Below are 18,121 nucleotides of genomic sequence, written 5' to 3' on the forward strand. Positions count from 1 at the left end.
GATCTCTTACAAATAGAATTAGTTGATCATTGGGATGTCTTCACCCTTCCGTTTCGAATTTAAATAACACATACATACTCTATGTAAATCATTTTCGATGTATGCATGTCTACTTTTAACTATTCTAGAAAGTTAAAGGCAATTCCTCTAAAGAACGCATTAAATAATTACCTTGCCATTTAATTTCTTCACGATTCCCTTTTATTTTTAGTTCAGGCATTCGATTAAACAAAGTAGTAATAGCAATCTTTGCTTCTAACCTCGCAAGTGGAGCTCCTAAGCAGAAATGGCTACCATGACCAAAGGCAATGTGACGGTTGTTCTCCCGTGTAATATCAAATATTTCTGGATTTTCAAATACTGTTTCATCACGGTTCGCTGAAGCCAATGCAATAATAACCATATCTCCTTTCTGTATTGTTTGATGGTGAATTTGAAAAGGTTCCGCTGCCCATCTTGCAGTTGTAACCTCAACTGGAGAATAATAACGCAATCCTTCCTCAATAGCCGAATCAATTAGTTTTGGATTATCTTTTAATAACTGTAATTGATTTGGATTTTCAAGAAGTGCTAATACCGTATTTGTAATTAAATTCACTGTCGTCTCATGTCCTGCGACAATTAATAGCATTATCATTGAATATAGTTCCCGAGCGCTAAGTTTATGCCCTTCACTCTCTGCAAGTATTAAAGCACTCACCAAGTCTTCTTTTGGCTCTTTTCGTTTAATATCAACTAAATATTGAAGATATGTAATAAACTCAGATAGTTGTTTTTCGGTCTCTTTTATTTCTTCAGGTGTTTCTGGTGATGCAATAACAGCATGAGACCAAATTCTAAATTTCGCTTGATCTTCTTTTGGAATACCGAGCATCTCACTTATTACAATAATTGGTAATGGAAATGAATAATCATCCACAAGATTTAATGTACCTTTTCGCTCTATATCACTTATCAAATCATCTGCTATTCTCTCAATTCTTCCGTCTAATTGTGCAATCATCTTCGGTGTAAAAGCTTTTTGAACTAAAGATCGTAAACGACTGTGGTTAGGTGGATCTGAATTTAGCATATGTGTTGTTAAGTGGTCACTATTATCAACGGAAAGATACATGTTCTTTATATCTTGAGAAAACACATTTGTCCAATCTTTTTTTAAACGATTATCTTTTAAAAGTGGCAGAGCATCTTCATATCTAGTAATGAGCCATTCTTTACCGATTTCAACTTGGTTTACAAATAATATAGGTTGTTTTTTTCGCGATTCTTTATAAATTTCATACGCATCTTCTTTAAACTGAGCTGAAGCTAAATTAATGCCATCCTCTATGCTTAACCCAACTTTGTTTTTCATTGACATTGTATCCCCTCACTCTCATTTGTTTTTGAAAACCAACCAACATATGCATTATACTCTAATAAAAACGTGAAAATTGTAAATTTTTAATCAAAATCTTACTTCGTATATTGAAAAATAAAAAAGTGAGAGAGTACAATCGTTTTACTCTCCCACTTCTCTTTATGCGAAGCACATAAAATTACTAATTTGTTGATAGCGATAACTTACTTTACGACGACGACCACCTTGCCAAGTGTAACCTGATACTCCGCTTCTTCTCACTTCAGTCGGAAAGAACCATAAATCCCTTCCAAAAGGTCCAGGACGATGTAAACGTAAATAGCCCCATCTTCCTAAACAGTTACACATCCATGATTTCATATTGCCTGGTTGTGCTGGAGAAGCAAATGTAGACGGTAACGATGGCGCTTGTGACGGTGGTGGTGACGTTGGAGCATCCTCCGCATCATCTGGTCTGTAATCTTCTTGTTCAATATCTCTCACTTCATTTGTAGGTTCATACCCGTAGTTTTGTGGATTATAATACATCGCTTGATCATATGGATAATTTTGTTGGTTATACATATTAATAAATCACCTTCTTTTCATTCATTACCTTTAACATTCATATGTGATATGCCCTCTCTGGGAAGCTTATGTATAGCCCAAATTCAACTTAAAAAGCTCGTATTATTAAAAATACGAGCCTTTCAAAAATAGAATTTGTTTATTGTTTCCTTAACTTCACACTATAAAAACGCATTTCATCTAACGAACCTTCAAATTCAAATACTTCTTGTTTAATTAATTGTTTCAAGCGATATTCTAAGAAAGTATCTCCAACCAATTGTTCAACAAGACCAAGTGCTTCACCAATTACTCTAGGAGCTTTGAGGAACTCTCGATTAGCACCCACACTTTTCGCACATTCAATTATAAATTGATCAAAATAATCTTCTTGTACAGAATGCACTTCATTTTCTTCCCACACTCTTAAACATTCTATGCTTTTCGATAATCTATCCCACTCATGTTCAAAATTCATTCGCTTCTCTTCAGTTAAATAAAGTAACTTTGCAAAACTTTTTTGGAATAGAGCTAAACTTTCAGGTGGTAATTCTCCCGTTCCACGAATATCATACTCTTGTTTCAATATTTCTCTACTTGCTTCAGACGTATTAATAACTCGAATGTTTTTCTTATCCTTTAATTGTGCCATCACAAAATTTAGGCCTACATGTTCATGTGCATTATCAGCCTTCCAAATTGTAATAGGCGTTTCAACAGGAATAGTATGTAGTTCTTCTATAGTTGCTATAAATCTTGATAAATATTCTTCTTCAAAATAACTATCATAAGCAGTTAAGTTATTTATTAACCACTTCTGTCTTGCTAGTTGCCCCTCATTCGTATGCAACCTATATATCGGTCCAATTGAAAAGAATTCCGAAAAAGCAACAACACTCTCTTCAAATAATTCTTCTTGACTTAACATATATTTTAAGCAACCAGCCGTTGAATCATCAAAAGCAATATGTACGTGCGTACTTTCTTTTACATTCCTTTTATAAGTAGGATTACTTGTTAATTGTTTCGGAATATCCATCAAATTTTTAATTGTATCTTCACTATAGTTTTCTTCTAATAAATTTAACTGTATGAGAATACTTTGAAGTAAATCTTTAGCCTCATCTTCGTACATATCCTCTACAGCATTTTTAATTTTATCTATCACACAAATCCCTCTATTCATTTCAAAAATAACGTAGATTATAGTGTATCATTTTAGTATAGTTCTTTAAAGTCAAATCCAGATTGCTACAGCAATCTGGATTTTCAACAAAAGCTCTCCTTATATTTTTGAATTGCTAAATATTTTTTCTTTGAAAATCCTTGTATCTAAATGTATAATTATATAAAAACAAAAATATAGGAGCTATATTTATGGATAAAGTACTTACAAATTATAAACATTACTTAAAAAATTGGAGATTTATATTTATTTGCATACTACCTGCTATTGCCTTATTCGTTACTTTCGATGTCATCTTTGAACTACTGTTTCATCAAAATTTCTACTTATCTAACTTAATTTCTGCTATCATATTATTTTTAATATTTATTAACGTTAAAGATAAATTTAAAATTAAAGGCTAAAAAAACACTATTTCAAAATAGCCCTTTATTATTGCATCCTACTATAAAATAAGGCTCGTAGTAGATTTTCATAAAAAATAAGAGCACCCTGCAATTGGATGCTCTTATGTGATTAGAGGTTTTTTCTGAGTATTAAGTAGGACACGAAGATCTTGTCCTACTACATAATATATGCTTGTACTTATTATTTCGTGCATGTATTAAGCACCATGTTCAGGTACTTAATATATGCATAGTCATTGCTAAAAAATCTACTCAAAAATTCACTGCAGAATTTCATAATTATAAATTAAAAAACATCCTCAATGGATGTTTTTTATCTAACGATTTTAAGCTTCCATAAACTTAGCCGGTACACCAATTTTTTCAACTACAGAAGATATATTAGTAGGATTAATCATTACATTTTCAATACATACTAATTTATTTTCTAATATCCCATTCTCTGTAGTAATAAGTTCTTCAAACCGATCTAAAGTCATTAAGAATTTGTGTTCACTTCCACCATTCATACTAACTTTTACATACTTCATAGTGTCACCGCCTTTCATAATAATTTACATTTCGACAAGAAGGCGCTTACATCCTTTTTATTTACTCTTAGATTTCTAACGTTTACATATATTTTGAGAAAAGAAACTACTATTATTTACTCACAAAATTATTGCTAATAAGAAAGATAAAGATAACAATACACAAAGTGGAATATATAAACCGGTATCCATTCTAGCAAAGTGCGTATCTTTTTGTCGTTTAAAGATACCAAAATAATTAAACTCACCAATTACTCTAATAGAAAAGACGATCATACAAATCCAGGAACCGACTTGAATAATAACACTAGGAACTGCAAAATGAACAATTTTTGCTTGTTGCAACAAAATTATTGCTGCCATACTTAATAATAATGCAATGAACAATGTCATTCCGGCGCGAGGTGTAAACGCCTTTTCCCCTGATTTAGTTGGAATAACACTATTTGTCCCCCAATTACCTCCGAAAGCCCAATATACATGTAAAAAGCTAACTAAGAATAATATACAAGCAGATATATATGTAATGATAAGCATTTTATCCTCCCCTTATTTCATTTTGGTTCCCACCTATAAAATATGCTGTTCCCCCCACATTAGCAACCTTCATTTAATTACATAAAAAAAACCGTAATGCTTTATCAATATTAAGATAAGTCATTACGGGGCTATTAAACTTCATTATGCATTATACCTATTTCTTCGGCGTTCCATCCTTGTTTGACCTTGAACTGCATTTTCTTTGTATGGATCTATTTGCTCTGTCATTTCATATGTTGCAACTGGTTCTTCGTACTTATACTCATGGTTCTTTTCTGCCATTTTACTTTTAGATTCTTTCCCACCAAACTTAACTAGTTTCATCTTTAATTTCGGCAATCTTGGAAGTCGAATCTTAATTGATAATCTTTTGCGTTTCTTTTTTGGTCCAAGTAGACTTATATTTTCTTTATTATTATCTTTCTCTTTGCGGTGAATGAACATCGCAAGTAATCCTCCTAATACAAGTCCTCCAATTAATAGTAATATATATACATAATGGCTTGTCATTAAACTCGTTATGCGTTCAAGTATGACTAACGACTGTACTTCTTTTATATCCCATAGTAAAGCGGCCCATAATGAGAATAAGCCCAAAGTCAGTCCATATGTACGAAAACGGAATAAACATGGAATTAACGCGACACATGCAGCAATTTTTGCATTTGTTATGATTGAACTTGTTGAAATATCCTGATGCCAAATAACTAACAGTAATGTTATAAATGGCGCATACGCTATCCAGCTGCATATACGTGAATACATCTTTTTAGCAAAATAACTACCGAAACTAGTAAAAAATAATAGCCCTCCAATATATATAGATTGTTCTAGAGGGATTTGCTTTGTAAGTCCTGCAATTGGAAAGAGGCTGCTCAATAGCATTAAGAGCACATCTAATTTCTTCACAATTCCCCATTCCTTTCAAATTTTTTCAATTAATAAAAATCTTTTTTCCATATGATATAGTTTTTGTATTTCTAAAAAACATATTAATCCTGTCTGCACATAAAGTAAATATGCAAACGAAAAGATACTTGACAAAGGATATCCTTATTTACATAAAAAAATGACAAATCCTGATCGATATAACGAGCAGGATTTGTTTACTAGTATTTAAAGTAGAGTAATTGAATCTTTCTTTTCTACCTTTACTACATCTACATCCAATTCATCATCAAATTCTTTAAACTCTCTTGCATCTATGTCAGTAATATAAGCCTTTATTACTTTTTCCATATGTACGGAATATGTCATGTGTACATTCTTTTTCGAAAGCATACTAGAATTACAGCACATGTAATGTATCATTTTAGCGATATAATCCCTTTCTACAGGTTTTACACCCAATGGTAAAATTTCAAGTATATATCGCTGAAAAATCCCACTACAATTAAGTGGATATTCACCAGTGCTATAATACATCCCTTTTTGATCTGCATATAAGCCAATGCTATCTAGAGCATCATCAGATTCTATTACACCGTAACTTGGTACATCAAAACCTGTATTTATTCTAATAATATTTAAATTTGGAACCTTTAACACCTCTGGAACAATATCAGGTAAAATATCTATATTAATTTCTTTATTTTGTAACTCTTTTATCCAATATTTTCTCAAATTTGCATCTACAATGAAGTAAACTTGTTCATTTTGTTCTTTTGCATATTGTACAATTTCCATTAATGTTTCGAAAACATATTGTTTAAAAAGAGCCCCCATATCATTTCTCTTTGATGGTTGTGGTAAAAATGCATTATGTTTATTTATATTTAATAATACGTAATCAATCGTTTGCCACTCTGTACTCCCATATAATTTATATAAAATTTCTTTTCCTTTTATTTTTGAAAAAATAGGTAAGAAATCGAATTTCGATATTCGTTCAATTGATAAACTAACATATGTACAAGGTAAATTTATCTTATTCCAACTACGCCTCAAAAATCCTTTTTGTTCTAATAGACTAAAAATACTATTTACAATTGTTTTACGAGATACATTTTGTCCTATAAATAAATTAATAAATGTTGAAATACGGTTTGTTCGTGCAAATCCCTCTCTAATGATTTGTTTTGGATCAATTTTTTCGCGTCCATCACAATTCTTCATCGCGATTAATGCTAATGTCGCATCACTGCGCTTACCCGCGGTAGCATAGACAGCTTTCTTAACATCATCTACAAGATTTGTTTTATATTTTTGGCAATATTGCATTTTATATGGATTTTGTAACACCTTTTCAATATTGTATCTCACAATCTTTAATAACACTGGAAAATCTGTATTCAATACATAAGAATTTTCACCAACTTTAGTCAAAACAATTTTGCTATCAAGTAATGCTTGTTCTATTTCCAGCGCTATATTTTCAGACCAAACTTCTAATGTTAATGTCTCTAATCCTTTTGGTGCAAATAAAGGAAATAATTCATTTTTGTTATTTGTTGCTACCTTTTTACATTCTGGAAGTATTGTGAAATAAGAGAATTTACACTGAAATTCTTTAAATAAATACTCTCTTTCCTTTACTGTTATACCCGGTTCTATTTTAGTACCTTGAACTTTATAAATTCTCTCATTGTATGGAAATAACACCCTTTTATTTTCTCCTACAATATAATCTTTCGGATATTGGAGAATATGGTCTAAATCCACCTCTCCTCCTATTTGAAAATCATCTTTTAAATTTCTAAATATCTTAATCCATTTCATGCCGGTTGTAGCTTGTTGTATTTTTAGTTTTACAAACCGTATTTTTTTATTATTTGACGCAAACTCTGAGGTAGAAATCAATATCATGCCTCGTTTCCGTCTTAAAAGTAAAGGAATATCTGGGTGATTATATTCTTGATAAAATCTTCGAATCCCTATTGAAATATTTAATAATGGAGCGTTCTCACCACCGCGGGTTATGCATTCGAATCGATATACATAGGAGAAAAAATCTTGTGTTTTTTCATCTTTTATCGGCCCTGACATCGCCTCACAAATATTTTGTGATCTAAGAGGGGAAAAATAGATTTCTTCTTCATTTGTATTTTTTAAATATATAGGACGCTCACAAAAAATATGTGAGATTAAAGCGGGCACCCACTTAGAATACGTTTCTTTATCATGTAGTACTGGCAAATTAGAAATCAAATCGGATTGCCATTCATATTTTGGTGGTTCTACTAATCTATTTGGTTTCCAATCATGAATAATCTCATACCAACTTTGAAAAATATAATCGAGCTGATCTTGTCTAATAGGTTCTTTCGATACAATCCATGGTGTATTTTCATTTAATACGTACGGGTTATGCTGAATAAACAATATATCCGAAAACATATCATACAATCTTTCATTCAAACGTTTCAACTTACTCGTTAATAAAAATGTCTTATAATGTATCTCTACGATGTCCAGCCATTCAATAGGAAAGTATATAAATGATACCTTTTCATTTAAAAGGGGTTCTACTATATTTTCAAATGTTAGCAGCCTTAATTTTTTCATAAAATGATTCCTTCCTTTCTTCAGTTGTATTGATTATCAAAAAGCTAGAACAATAGTTACTTAATCTAATCCATTTAAACCAAGTATTTAAAAGAAACGTAAAAACTGTTTATCTACATAAATTATTATCAAACCGACTCTTTTAAAAATTCAAAGTAATTATCATGTATAACACCTCTATTATATTTGTATTTCAATACATTCGAATTATACATTACATCTAATGCATTGTACTTATCATTTACAATAACTTTACAAAAAAACCAAAAAAGAACACCTTAATTCGGTGCCCTTTTTACAAATATCAACCTTTATGTAATTGAACATATAGATAACAGTAATCCCCAAAATGAAATTGCTCCTAGTAAACCTACTACAACTCCTGTTAAACAAATACAATCAGCAAGACAAATAGAAGACTGCGATAATGGAACAAATGACCTACTTGTACTCGAACCATATTGTTTTATTTTCTCATAATTCTCATCTAACATTAGATGTAAACATGTTACACCATCCTCAATAGTATGTAGAGGTTCTTTTTCTAATCGCTCCAATAATTTACTATCAAAAGCAACTGATAGAGGATACTGCTTATCTAATTTCATATTTTGATAAATTAGTTGCAAACGAGATAATATATTGTTTTTCTTCTTTTCAGATGTTACTGTACATTTCATTTTATTAAATTCATTTAATAACAGTGTCAATTCATCTCTTTTTCCGTATAAATCTTTAGCTATTTTTCTCTTTAGTTTATACGAATGGATAATAGATTTTAGTTCAATCATATTCATACACTTCCTAATTACATATTATTTACCCGATTATTTTATAGATAAACAGTACTTTTTAATCTTATTTAAATTACACTCAAGCAACTTATTTTACTATCGATTAACATTACATTAACCTTACAAGGTTGTAATAAAATCATTAGCTAGAAGGAAGCAATGCCCAAACTAGACAGATATTTAATGATAAAACCATAAGAAAAAAACAATGATTAGATTTTAAATCTAGTCATTGCTTTATCCATCACCTCTTGATTACATCTATATATCTTATTGTTACTCTTTCACTTGAATGATTGAATATATATATCTTATTGTTACTCTTTCACTTGAATGATTGAATATATCCATTAATAATGGCTATATTCTTTGTCGGCAAGTACATATATAAAACTAATGTTTTTTAATTGATAAGGTGAAACTTTAATCAGCTCTCACCAATCGGGCTTTTATGGGCAGTCCGCCACCTAACTTCTCTTTGCTCTCGCTGAATTTTTTTTGGGATGTTACTGCCCGCAACTAGCAAGATAGATGTAATCAATATTCATACGTTACAATAGTATCAGTAGTACCACTAAAACCATCAAAACAGTTAGAGCAACCACCACAGCCGCCACAACCTCCACAACCTCCGCAACCTCCGCAACCAAAACAACCGAAGCAACCAATACAACGGAATCCACCACAACGGAATCCACCACAACGGAATCCGCCACAACGACCTCCACCACAACCTCCACAACGACCACAACCGCCACAGCGACGAGCGGCATCTTCAATATAGTAATATGGATAGTGATTTTGCTGGTCCCAATAGACAATATTTCCAGACCGGTAATCATTAAGACTTAACGCTTGTAGTTCTTGTTGAAACTGATTCATTTTCATAACCTCCGTTTATAAAATACAACCTCATCGATACTTCCCTATATTCCGGTTCGTTACATCTAAGTAGAAATAGCGCTATAAACTAAGTTCAATACGTACACCAACAAAGTATGACTTATCACTAGATGATGCACCTTGTTCATATACCTATTTTTACTATGGGCTTATTTTTATCAATAGAAATTATACAATATGAATTCTAGAGTCATATCTTCATGCTTATTAAGTTCAATTAATTTCTCAATAGCCATGATGCCATATACTTTCTGAGCTCACCATCGGATATTCCTAGCCTTTTATAAACACCCTCTCCCGTCGTAGCGTCAAAACATCTCCTCCTAGTGACAGGATTCAACAATGACGGTTACGAAATTCTTACAAAGAAAAAAGCCCTAATTAGGGCTTTTCATTCTATTTCTCCAGCAAAGCTCTCTATGAAATTGCTAATTGAAAAAAGACACACTTAGATTGATGCGTCTTTTTGTGATGCCTCTTTTGTGAAATCATATAAAGCAATTGCGCCTAAAAGAACAAGTATACCTTGAGGAACATCTAGTAAAATAGTTTTCCAAATTTCCGGAATTACCCATTTAATATCTGCTGCTGTTTCAAGATATGTTTGGAAATAGCTGATTGTAAAATTAATTATCCCTAAAAATACAAACAACGATAAACCAAATCGAATTAATTTCTTATTTGTAAACATATAACACCTCTCAAAATTCATTGGATATTCCTGCTTTTACTTCTTTATATTTCCACATCCCTATATTTGATTTTAACACAAAAAGAACTCAAAAAAACACAATATGCAAATATGCATATTGTGTTAACAGCACTTCATGGTAATTTAGAAATTCCTGCAAAGAAAAAACAACTCCGTTCAGCTAACAGTGCGGGTTTCTTTTCTTATCTAACTTCATACCTCCAAGCTTTACGTTCAAGGTAAAATTTCATCTCATTACGTTGTGCATCTGAAGTTAGCTTAGTAACATATCCGTTTTATTGTAAAATAAATGTGACAGTAGTTTATCCATTTAATGCGTAGAAAACTAAACTAACTTATCGATATGCCATTTCGCTATAACTGCAGTACTATCAACTTTGTACAAATTTGACAAGAAAAAATATATAGATAGATATTATCCATACCTATCTATAACATTACTTCTATTCTTTATCCAATTACGTCTTTTACGTCTGTATCCACTGGCCACTTTTCTAATGTATAAGCCATTTCCCAAAATGAATATTCATATTGACTGCTAATAATAAAATGCTGTTTCATACGTTTGCGGTCTGCCTCTGTTACTTTTTCAGCGATAGTATCTAAACGTGTAATTTGTTCTTCAACTAGCGTACGGAACCAATCAGATCCATAAGCAGAAATCCATTCGTTATAAATTGGCTCTTCCGGCTGGCACTCTTTTAAGTGTTCGCCAATTTCATAATACAACCAATAGCAAGGTAAAATTGCTGCAATGATATCTCCTAAATGCCCTTCATACGCAGCACGATACATATGTGAAGTATACGCATATGCAGTTGGCGCAGGAATAAAATTATCTTTTTCTTCTTTTGTTATCCCTAGCTTTTTAGCAAAATTCTCATGTAAAGATAACTCGGCCTCATATGTATTTTGAGCATGATGTGCCATACGAGCTGTCGTCTCTAATTCAAGAGCTTTTGTAGCTCCTAAAGTTTGTACTCTAGCAAAATGACTCAAATAATATGAATCTTGAAGCACATAATAGCGAAAACTAGCTAAATCTAATGTTCCTTCACCAAGTTTTTTTACAAAAGGATGGTTAAAACTCGCTTCCCAAATTGAATCTACTTCTTTACGTAATGATTGTGAAAAAGTCATTTAAATCCCTCCAATAATGTATAAAATATAAGTATTTATCCACAATTATTAAAGCTGTAAAATAAAAAAACTTTCTTTACAGGCGTAAAGAAAGTGAAATTGACAGTATTTATTTACTCATTAAATAGCAACGTCTTTCCCACTTCCCTACGCTGGCATTAACCAGATCAGGTACTAAGAGTCTCAAAATCACATTTGATCTCAGCCTATAAAAGGCCCCCCTAGTGGATAAATATTTTGTTTTTATAATGTATTCATCATAGCATACTTCGTGAAACTGTCAAAAGAATTAGTTATATAATCTCCTTAAAACCCTTCTTCATTTCTAACTTTTAATGATGTTTCAATAATCATATCTAATAGTTTGCTATAACTAATTCCCGCTGCTTCTGCACTTTTGGGCAATAGGCTTGATTGTGTCATCCCTGGTAATGTATTAATTTCCATTACATATGGAATTCCGTCCTTCACCATCATATCAACTCTTGCATAAACACTACATTTTAATGCTTTATAACAAGCCAGTGAAGCTTTATTTACACGTTCATTAATTTCTGCTGGAAGTTCGATAACTTCCTCAACTGTACTAGTATCATCATATTTTGCATTGTAATCAAAGAACTCGGCTGCATGTCGAATTGAAACTATAGGTAACTGTTTTCCATCCAGAATAGAACATGTAATTTCATCACCTTTTATATACTTCTCAATTACTACTTCAGAATCCCATTCGAATACAGTTTCTAGCATTGAGATCAATTCATTTTTATTGTAAACGATTTTCACCCCGACACTCGATCCGCCAGAGTTTGGTTTTACCACTAATGGAAATCCTAACTTATCTAACTCATCAAGATTTAGATCCTCCATTTTTGTAAGTTCAATCCAATCTGGTGTTTCTACACCTTCATAACGTAAAATCTTTTTCGAAATATTTTTATCCATACATATACTACTAGATAACATATTACTTCCGCTATAAGGAATCCCTAAACTCTCCAGTGTTCCTTGAACTGTCCCATCTTCTCCGTATTTTCCGTGTAATGCGAGCAATGCAAAGTCAATGTCTTTCGCTTTTTCAATTAAATCCATTTTTTCATTTAATGTAATTGGGACTATTTCATACTTATTTTTATCTAAATGAGCAATCATTTCATTCCCGGTCATAATTGAAACTTGTTTTTCAGACGATACCCCGCCCATAATAACACCGATTTTCATTTTCTCAACTCCAATTTTCATTTTTTAATGTATCACCAATTATTTTAATTCCCCGAACTATTTCTTCTTCTTTCAAGCGCGAAAACCCTAATCGGAAAGTGTTCGCTCCTTCTCCATCAGAGTAAAAAACATCTCCAGGTGAAAACGTAACGCCTTTCTCATAACACTTTTGTAAAAGTGTGCGGGCGTTCATATGCTCTTCTAGCTCTATAAATAAATGCAGTCCACCATCTCCAGTCATTCTTTTAAAAGGAATGTACTGGTTACATGCCCCGACAGCTAACTCATATTTTTTCTTATAAACAGATCTTGCCTTTTTTAAATATTTTTCAAAATATCCCTCATGTAAATATTGAAACAGAACAGCTTGATCTAGCGTAGATGTGTGAATCGTTCTTGCTCTTTTTACGCTTTCTAAATAATGAATCAGCTCTTTATCTGCAATAATCCAGCCTACACGTAAACCAGGGAAAAGTACCTTTGAAAAGCTACTAATATAAATCACATTATTGCCAGCTCCCGCAAAAGTTAATAATGGAGCTAAATGTGAACCTGAATAACGTAATTCTTCATTAAATCCGTCCTCTATAATAGGAACCTTGTATTTTGAGAATAACCTCATCAATTCCGTTCTTTTTTCTGAACTCGTAACAATACCGGTTGGATTATGATAAGAAGGAATTAAATAAGCAAAATCAAAATCTTTTTCACGCAAACTTTTTTCAACTTCATTCGTATCAATACCATCCTCATGCATATCAATCCCATGAACTTCAAGTCCATGTAAACGGAAAAGCTTAAGTGCAGCATGGTGAGTTGGATTCTCACAAATGACACGACCGGATTTTTTTGATAAAGAAGAGAGTACAATATCCAATCCTTCTGTAAATCCATTTGTAATTAGAATATCTTTATTCGAAATGTCTACACCTTTCATTTCCATGTAATGAAGTAAATAATTCATTAACGGTCTATATCCCTTTGCATATCCGTAGTTCAATACGATGTCCCCTTCAATGGACATACGAGTAAGAAAAGCTCTTTTGAAATTTTCAACATCAAATAGCTTCTCATCCGGGGCTATACTATTAAAAACAATCATTCCCTTTTCCCAACGAACACCATGTTTCATTAAATCTAATTCATCCGCTAATGCGGTCACTGTATTAAGTTTATTTTTCCAATCTATTTCAACAGACGAAGTGTTAGATATATCCACCTTCGCAACAAAGTTCCCTTTTCCTTTAACTGCATAAATGAGTCCTTCTTGCTCTAAATCTGCATAAGCAGCGAGTACAGTGTTTCTACTCACACTTAGTAATTCACTTAGTTCCCTTGTTGATGGGATTTTTTGATCCCCGAGCAAATGCCCTTTCATAATCATCTTTTTCAAATAGTCTTTTAATTGAATATAAACGGGACGATCTTTAACAACTTTAAAATCCTTAAACAATTCCTTACCCCCTGCAATCATTTTTGCATATTTATTTCATTCTCAAAAGGTCCACGACATATGTATTTTTTATAAAGGGCGGTACGGTCTTACAAATCTTTTCGATATAAGTTAATTACATCTTTTAAAGCTGCAGCTGCTGCGCCTCGTGGATTAGAAGCCCCGCCAATTATAGTAACTAGCCCCATCGTATCTGTAAAGAACGTAATTCCTTTTTCGGTCCCATTTACATTTGCTAACGGATGATCTTTTTCTATTTCGCACGGTTCAACATTTAAATTCACATTGCCACCCTCATCCTTATATATTGATGCTATTAATTTAATAATTTTATGTTGTTTCTTAGCATTTTGTATTTGCTGTTTTGTAACGTGCTCGATTCCTTTTATATGTATATCAGTAAGTGTTTTCTCTGTTTCCATTAAGCTGTTTGTCAAAAGTAACAATTTACACGCACTATCTGAACCACTTATATCTAATATAGGGTTTGTCTCAGCAATTCCTTTATTTTGTGCTTCTTTCAGTGCTTCTTCAAATGTCATATCTTCCTCATACATTTTCGTAAGAATATAATTAGTTGTTCCATTTAATATTCCTTCTATTTTTTCAATACTGCAACCGGCTAAACTAAATTGTCCGATATCTAGTGTCGGTAGTGCAGCGGCTGTTGCACCGCTATATCGAATTCGTATATTTGCACCTTTTGCTGCTTCATTTATTTCTCTCCAGTTTGTAACGAGCGCACCTTTAGAAATTGCTACTATATCCATCTGTTTCTCAATCGCTTGTTTCATATATTGTTTCCCTGGATTTCCATCTTTAAGATTTGTAACCGTTGATTCTACCAATACAGTACCACTTATGCTAGTTATTGCACGTTCCTTTGGATGGTACTCTAAATATTTTTCAATTGCAGCGGTACCGCCACCATACATCAATAAATGATGAAGAGATAAGCCTTCTTCATTATGTATTGCAATATTTCTCCCTAATACGCCACTTACAACTAATTGAATCCCATATGTTTCATATATATATGAATATTTTTCATTTAATAATTTTATAAACTCTCTGCCTACTGTTCCGTATCCTGATAATACAACTTGAATTTTCATAATATCCCCCCATATTTTTCTACCAAATCCCTCTTTCAATATAATATAAAGCGCTCTCGAATTCCATCGAGAGCGCTTTATTACCTATTTCGGTAAACGTGATAGCTTTTCAGCAATTGTTCTATAAAACTCTTGAATGCTAGAAAAACCTAACGAGTCTGAAACACTTAACCCTACCATGTCGAGATGGTCCCAATTCGCTTTCGTTTCGATATGATTCCATTTTCCAACCTGTAATGACTCATTATTATTTACAGTAACATTAGAAGATGGTGCAATCATAGAATTTGTATTTACTACACCATCATTTTGCCACCAAGAAGTATCAACTAGCGGACGGTTTTCTTCATATCTCGCATAAGAACCTAAGAAAAATGCATTTCCCATTAACACTTTATTCATCGTTATATGAGGCAAATGTAAACCTGTTATAGGTGCTGCTTGCGATGCATGTCCACTATAGGATAAATAATACACATCTGGTTGCGTCTTTACCCAATTATTTAACTCCTTTGCACCATCTGTACTTAAATCCCATTGACTTATATCTTTTGTATTTTTCCAAAGTGAACTATTTAGAATACGATTACTATATTGGAAAAAGGACTCTCCAGCATTCTTCTTTATACCCCATTGATCCAATTTAAAATCATATAATGATAAATTATTGTTTCCCCCAAAGCTTGCAGCTGTAATGAGTAAATCTTTAACGAACGGCAGTAGAAGACTACCATCCGCAAGTGTTGTACCGTTGTGAGGGGGTGCTAATGTTGTAACACTATGAACATATGATTTTCCGCCTTCAAATAGTGGTGATATTTTGGTGTCTGGGTGATTTTTCACATAATTCTTTTCTTCAAAACTACCTTCTTTTAATAGCTGTACTAATGTTCTAATCGTTTGTCCACCCATGCTATGTCCAACTAAATGAACTTTATTTGTTTCACTCCAATTCGGCGCAAAACCACTATAAGTTCTGCCAAAACGATTATGTCCATGTTTCTCAGCATGTACTGCACCATAGTCTACTGTCCCACCGCTAATTTGTGCATACAATTCACATGCACGATCCCAGTTACTAGAAACAGGTCCAACAGCTGCGGTATGTACCGTATAACCATTTCGTTTCAAATCTTCCTGTATATCATGAACACCACCCCAATATTTTACGCCAAGCATTTCTTCTCTACCCCATCCAGCAAATCCATTCACCAATATGATAGGATAATTATTTTGTTGCCTCTCTTCAGCGTATGATATTTTCGCTGCGAATGAACATACGGTCACTAATGCAAAAAAACATATTTTTAAAAATAACTTCCCCATACTTTCTCCCCCCTAATAAAACGTTTACATTTTTCTTTTTAACAAATTAACAGAATAATTTAACAACTTAAACATAATGTAAAGTATTTTATATACGTTGTATATATAGAAAACATATACAAATGTTGAAAAATATTAATTCGAGTAAATATTTACTTTTTACAATATAACTTGTAAATCTATTTATTTAGATTTATAATTAGATATAGTTTCCTCATGTTAAAAAGATTTAAAAACCATAAGAAAACTAATCTCATTGCTTGAAAAGGAGGAAAAATCATGCAAATCGGATCAAATATTCATACATTGTCTCAACCTACTAAAATAACTCCATCTAATCTTGAGCATAATACTATCTCTTCTACTAAACTTGAAAGTAAGAAAGTAAATGATCCTATCAAGTTTGATATTCGTTCATCTGAAAAAGAAATGAAACAGCCTGAGCATAAATTTAATGAATTAGATTTATGGAAGATGTTAAAGGATAAAGGCGTTCCTTTATGGATCATCCTTGAAATGCTACAAAAGGCTCGTAAAGAAAAAGAAGCCCAAAATAATTCAGTTCAAAATTCAAATGGGATTGAGGAAACAAACGAGACTCGATTAAATGAAGTAATGTAAAGCATAATAATTGATTTGTCTATAAACTAAAAAGAGTTCGAAGCTGATGAAATTTTTATCAACTCCGAACTCTTTTTTAAGGTTTTTCGCCAATCGTTACAAATTGAAAAGATACTTCTCCTTCCAAACCTTTAATTAGCTTTTTTACTTTGACATTTTCATTAACCATTGTATTATCTGTCGACATTTTAGGTCTTTCATCACCTAGAGATTTCTTTAATTGAAGAAGGTGCATTTTCGTTTCATTTGCTTTTATTTCCTTATATACGCTATTTTTTGCTACAATCACATACGATTGCGTTGGATATTTACGAGTGTTTCCTATCCAAGTGTCACTATCGTATGTAACAGGAATCTCATTTCCTTCTATTTTAATACTTTTCATAGTCTTTTCGTCTTCATTTGTAAACAATAGTGATCCTTCTTTTGGGAATTTTGGTAACGTATCTAAAATATAATTGGAGCCATTACCTCGTTTATGAAAAATTTTTTCTTTAATCAGTGCTAGTGCTGTAGATTCATTTAAAATTAATACATGTCCATTTCCAACTTCACCTTTTTTCACAGAAAACACTTCATTTTCTTTCGTAATTTCCTGATAACGATTAATAATTGGTAAAATATTATTTTCATCTCCAATAATTAATACACCGTTTGCAGGAAATGAGTTATCCTTTTTAGAGCATGAACTAAAGCTTATTAAAAGTATTATAGTTAACATAAAAATAGTTAAAGTTCTTTTCATCACGGTTCCTTTCATAAT

At 32.2% G+C, this 18,121-nt stretch carries 18 protein-coding genes, 1 pseudogene and 1 riboswitch; of the genes and pseudogenes, 2 read left to right on the plus strand and 17 right to left on the minus strand.

Features of this window, described 5'->3' with window-relative positions:
- Nucleotides 1-124: 124 nt before the first annotated feature.
- From ACQRBL_RS13555 to ACQRBL_RS13565, 3 genes are all read right to left on the minus strand, one after another.
- A complete protein-coding gene (locus ACQRBL_RS13555) occupies nt 125-1,360 on the minus strand; it encodes a cytochrome P450 family protein (protein ID WP_000062121.1) in 1,236 nt (411 codons plus the stop codon).
- A gap of 159 nt (nt 1,361-1,519) precedes the next feature.
- Nucleotides 1,520-1,924, minus strand: a complete 405-nt coding sequence (locus tag ACQRBL_RS13560) for a hypothetical protein (protein ID WP_000282689.1) — start codon at nt 1,922-1,924, stop codon at nt 1,520-1,522.
- Nucleotides 1,925-2,066: 142 nt separating this feature from the next.
- Nucleotides 2,067-3,074 carry a DUF1835 domain-containing protein gene (locus ACQRBL_RS13565; protein WP_411995526.1) on the minus strand — a complete coding sequence of 336 codons (1,008 nt, stop codon included), beginning with the start codon at nt 3,072-3,074 and terminating at the stop codon, nt 2,067-2,069.
- Nucleotides 3,075-3,283: 209 nt separating this feature from the next.
- Between ACQRBL_RS13565 and ACQRBL_RS13570 the strand changes: the two genes are divergently transcribed.
- Nucleotides 3,284-3,496 carry a hypothetical protein gene (locus ACQRBL_RS13570; RefSeq protein ID WP_000362067.1) on the plus strand — a complete coding sequence of 71 codons (213 nt, stop codon included), beginning with the start codon at nt 3,284-3,286 and terminating at the stop codon, nt 3,494-3,496.
- A 329-nt stretch (nt 3,497-3,825) separates the two neighbouring features.
- On the opposite strand, the gene ACQRBL_RS13575 is transcribed toward ACQRBL_RS13570, so the two are convergent.
- The 13 genes and pseudogenes from ACQRBL_RS13575 to ACQRBL_RS13635 form a co-directional block, all read right to left on the minus strand.
- Complete coding sequence (locus ACQRBL_RS13575; RefSeq protein WP_065483774.1) at nt 3,826-4,029, minus strand: hypothetical protein; 204 nt, start codon at nt 4,027-4,029, stop codon at nt 3,826-3,828.
- Nucleotides 4,030-4,149: 120 nt separating this feature from the next.
- Complete coding sequence (locus tag ACQRBL_RS13580) at nt 4,150-4,566, minus strand: DUF3995 domain-containing protein (protein ID WP_065483771.1); 417 nt, start codon at nt 4,564-4,566, stop codon at nt 4,150-4,152.
- 144 nt (nt 4,567-4,710) lie between these two features.
- Nucleotides 4,711-5,478, minus strand: coding sequence for a DUF3959 family protein (locus ACQRBL_RS13585; RefSeq protein ID WP_065483768.1), 768 nt, complete (start codon nt 5,476-5,478; stop codon nt 4,711-4,713).
- Nucleotides 5,479-5,685: 207 nt separating this feature from the next.
- Entirely contained in the window at nt 5,686-8,073 is a 2,388-nt protein-coding gene (locus ACQRBL_RS13590) for an RNaseH domain-containing protein (RefSeq protein WP_427734711.1), read from the minus strand.
- A 311-nt stretch (nt 8,074-8,384) separates the two neighbouring features.
- Nucleotides 8,385-8,870, minus strand: a complete 486-nt coding sequence (locus ACQRBL_RS13595) for a homoserine dehydrogenase (protein WP_065483761.1) — start codon at nt 8,868-8,870, stop codon at nt 8,385-8,387.
- Nucleotides 8,871-9,079: 209 nt separating this feature from the next.
- A pseudogene (locus ACQRBL_RS13600) lies at nt 9,080-9,171 on the minus strand (site-specific integrase); the annotation flags it as partial.
- 233 nt (nt 9,172-9,404) lie between these two features.
- The gene (locus ACQRBL_RS13605) at nt 9,405-9,749 is read right to left on the minus strand and encodes a heterocycloanthracin/sonorensin family bacteriocin (RefSeq protein ID WP_411995524.1); all 345 of its coding nucleotides are present in this window, start codon (nt 9,747-9,749) and stop codon (nt 9,405-9,407) included.
- 469 nt (nt 9,750-10,218) lie between these two features.
- Nucleotides 10,219-10,482 carry a DUF3937 domain-containing protein gene (locus ACQRBL_RS13610; protein ID WP_002082716.1) on the minus strand — a complete coding sequence of 88 codons (264 nt, stop codon included), beginning with the start codon at nt 10,480-10,482 and terminating at the stop codon, nt 10,219-10,221.
- Between the two features lie 450 nt (nt 10,483-10,932).
- Nucleotides 10,933-11,622, minus strand: coding sequence for a thiaminase II (gene tenA, locus ACQRBL_RS13615; protein WP_098564051.1), 690 nt, complete (start codon nt 11,620-11,622; stop codon nt 10,933-10,935).
- A gap of 127 nt (nt 11,623-11,749) precedes the next feature.
- A riboswitch (TPP riboswitch) is annotated at nt 11,750-11,855 on the minus strand.
- Between the two features lie 73 nt (nt 11,856-11,928).
- The gene (locus tag ACQRBL_RS13620; protein WP_003270605.1) at nt 11,929-12,843 is read right to left on the minus strand and encodes a D-alanine--D-alanine ligase; all 915 of its coding nucleotides are present in this window, start codon (nt 12,841-12,843) and stop codon (nt 11,929-11,931) included.
- Between the two features lie 4 nt (nt 12,844-12,847).
- Nucleotides 12,848-14,296, minus strand: coding sequence for a PLP-dependent aminotransferase family protein (locus tag ACQRBL_RS13625; protein WP_095690842.1), 1,449 nt, complete (start codon nt 14,294-14,296; stop codon nt 12,848-12,850).
- Between the two features lie 89 nt (nt 14,297-14,385).
- Entirely contained in the window at nt 14,386-15,411 is a 1,026-nt protein-coding gene (locus ACQRBL_RS13630) for a homoserine dehydrogenase (protein ID WP_411995523.1), read from the minus strand.
- 84 nt (nt 15,412-15,495) lie between these two features.
- Complete coding sequence (locus ACQRBL_RS13635) at nt 15,496-16,737, minus strand: esterase/lipase family protein (protein WP_411995522.1); 1,242 nt, start codon at nt 16,735-16,737, stop codon at nt 15,496-15,498.
- Between the two features lie 279 nt (nt 16,738-17,016).
- Between ACQRBL_RS13635 and ACQRBL_RS13640 the strand changes: the two genes are divergently transcribed.
- Nucleotides 17,017-17,358, plus strand: coding sequence for a DUF3914 domain-containing protein (locus ACQRBL_RS13640; RefSeq protein ID WP_023522047.1), 342 nt, complete (start codon nt 17,017-17,019; stop codon nt 17,356-17,358).
- A 76-nt stretch (nt 17,359-17,434) separates the two neighbouring features.
- Here ACQRBL_RS13640 and ACQRBL_RS13645 read toward each other — a convergent pair whose 3' ends face one another.
- A complete protein-coding gene (locus ACQRBL_RS13645; RefSeq protein ID WP_411995521.1) occupies nt 17,435-18,103 on the minus strand; it encodes a lipoprotein BA_5634 family protein in 669 nt (222 codons plus the stop codon).
- Nucleotides 18,104-18,121 lie beyond the last annotated feature (18 nt).

It is taken from the genome of Bacillus sp. AF62, from assembly GCF_050312695.1.
Classification (GTDB): domain Bacteria; phylum Bacillota; class Bacilli; order Bacillales; family Bacillaceae_G; genus Bacillus_A; species Bacillus_A cereus.

Coding starts and splice junctions, on each gene's coding strand:
- ACQRBL_RS13570 (WP_000362067.1), top strand. CDS start 3,284: ATGGATAAAGTACTTACAAATTATAAACATTACTTAAAAAATTGGAGA.
- ACQRBL_RS13575 (WP_065483774.1), bottom strand. CDS start 4,029: ATGAAGTATGTAAAAGTTAGTATGAATGGTGGAAGTGAACACAAATTC.
- ACQRBL_RS13610 (WP_002082716.1), bottom strand. CDS start 10,482: ATGAATTTTGAGAGGTGTTATATGTTTACAAATAAGAAATTAATTCGA.
- ACQRBL_RS13635 (WP_411995522.1), bottom strand. CDS start 16,737: ATGGGGAAGTTATTTTTAAAAATATGTTTTTTTGCATTAGTGACCGTA.
- ACQRBL_RS13560 (WP_000282689.1), bottom strand. CDS start 1,924: ATGTATAACCAACAAAATTATCCATATGATCAAGCGATGTATTATAAT.
- ACQRBL_RS13620 (WP_003270605.1), bottom strand. CDS start 12,843: ATGAAAATCGGTGTTATTATGGGCGGGGTATCGTCTGAAAAACAAGTT.
- ACQRBL_RS13630 (WP_411995523.1), bottom strand. CDS start 15,411: ATGAAAATTCAAGTTGTATTATCAGGATACGGAACAGTAGGCAGAGAG.
- ACQRBL_RS13595 (WP_065483761.1), bottom strand. CDS start 8,870: ATGAATATGATTGAACTAAAATCTATTATCCATTCGTATAAACTAAAG.
- ACQRBL_RS13640 (WP_023522047.1), top strand. CDS start 17,017: ATGCAAATCGGATCAAATATTCATACATTGTCTCAACCTACTAAAATA.
- tenA (WP_098564051.1), bottom strand. CDS start 11,622: ATGACTTTTTCACAATCATTACGTAAAGAAGTAGATTCAATTTGGGAA.
- ACQRBL_RS13555 (WP_000062121.1), bottom strand. CDS start 1,360: ATGTCAATGAAAAACAAAGTTGGGTTAAGCATAGAGGATGGCATTAAT.
- ACQRBL_RS13590 (WP_427734711.1), bottom strand. CDS start 8,073: ATGAAAAAATTAAGGCTGCTAACATTTGAAAATATAGTAGAACCCCTT.
- ACQRBL_RS13645 (WP_411995521.1), bottom strand. CDS start 18,103: ATGAAAAGAACTTTAACTATTTTTATGTTAACTATAATACTTTTAATA.
- ACQRBL_RS13605 (WP_411995524.1), bottom strand. CDS start 9,749: ATGAATCAGTTTCAACAAGAACTACAAGCGTTAAGTCTTAATGATTAC.
- ACQRBL_RS13580 (WP_065483771.1), bottom strand. CDS start 4,566: ATGCTTATCATTACATATATATCTGCTTGTATATTATTCTTAGTTAGC.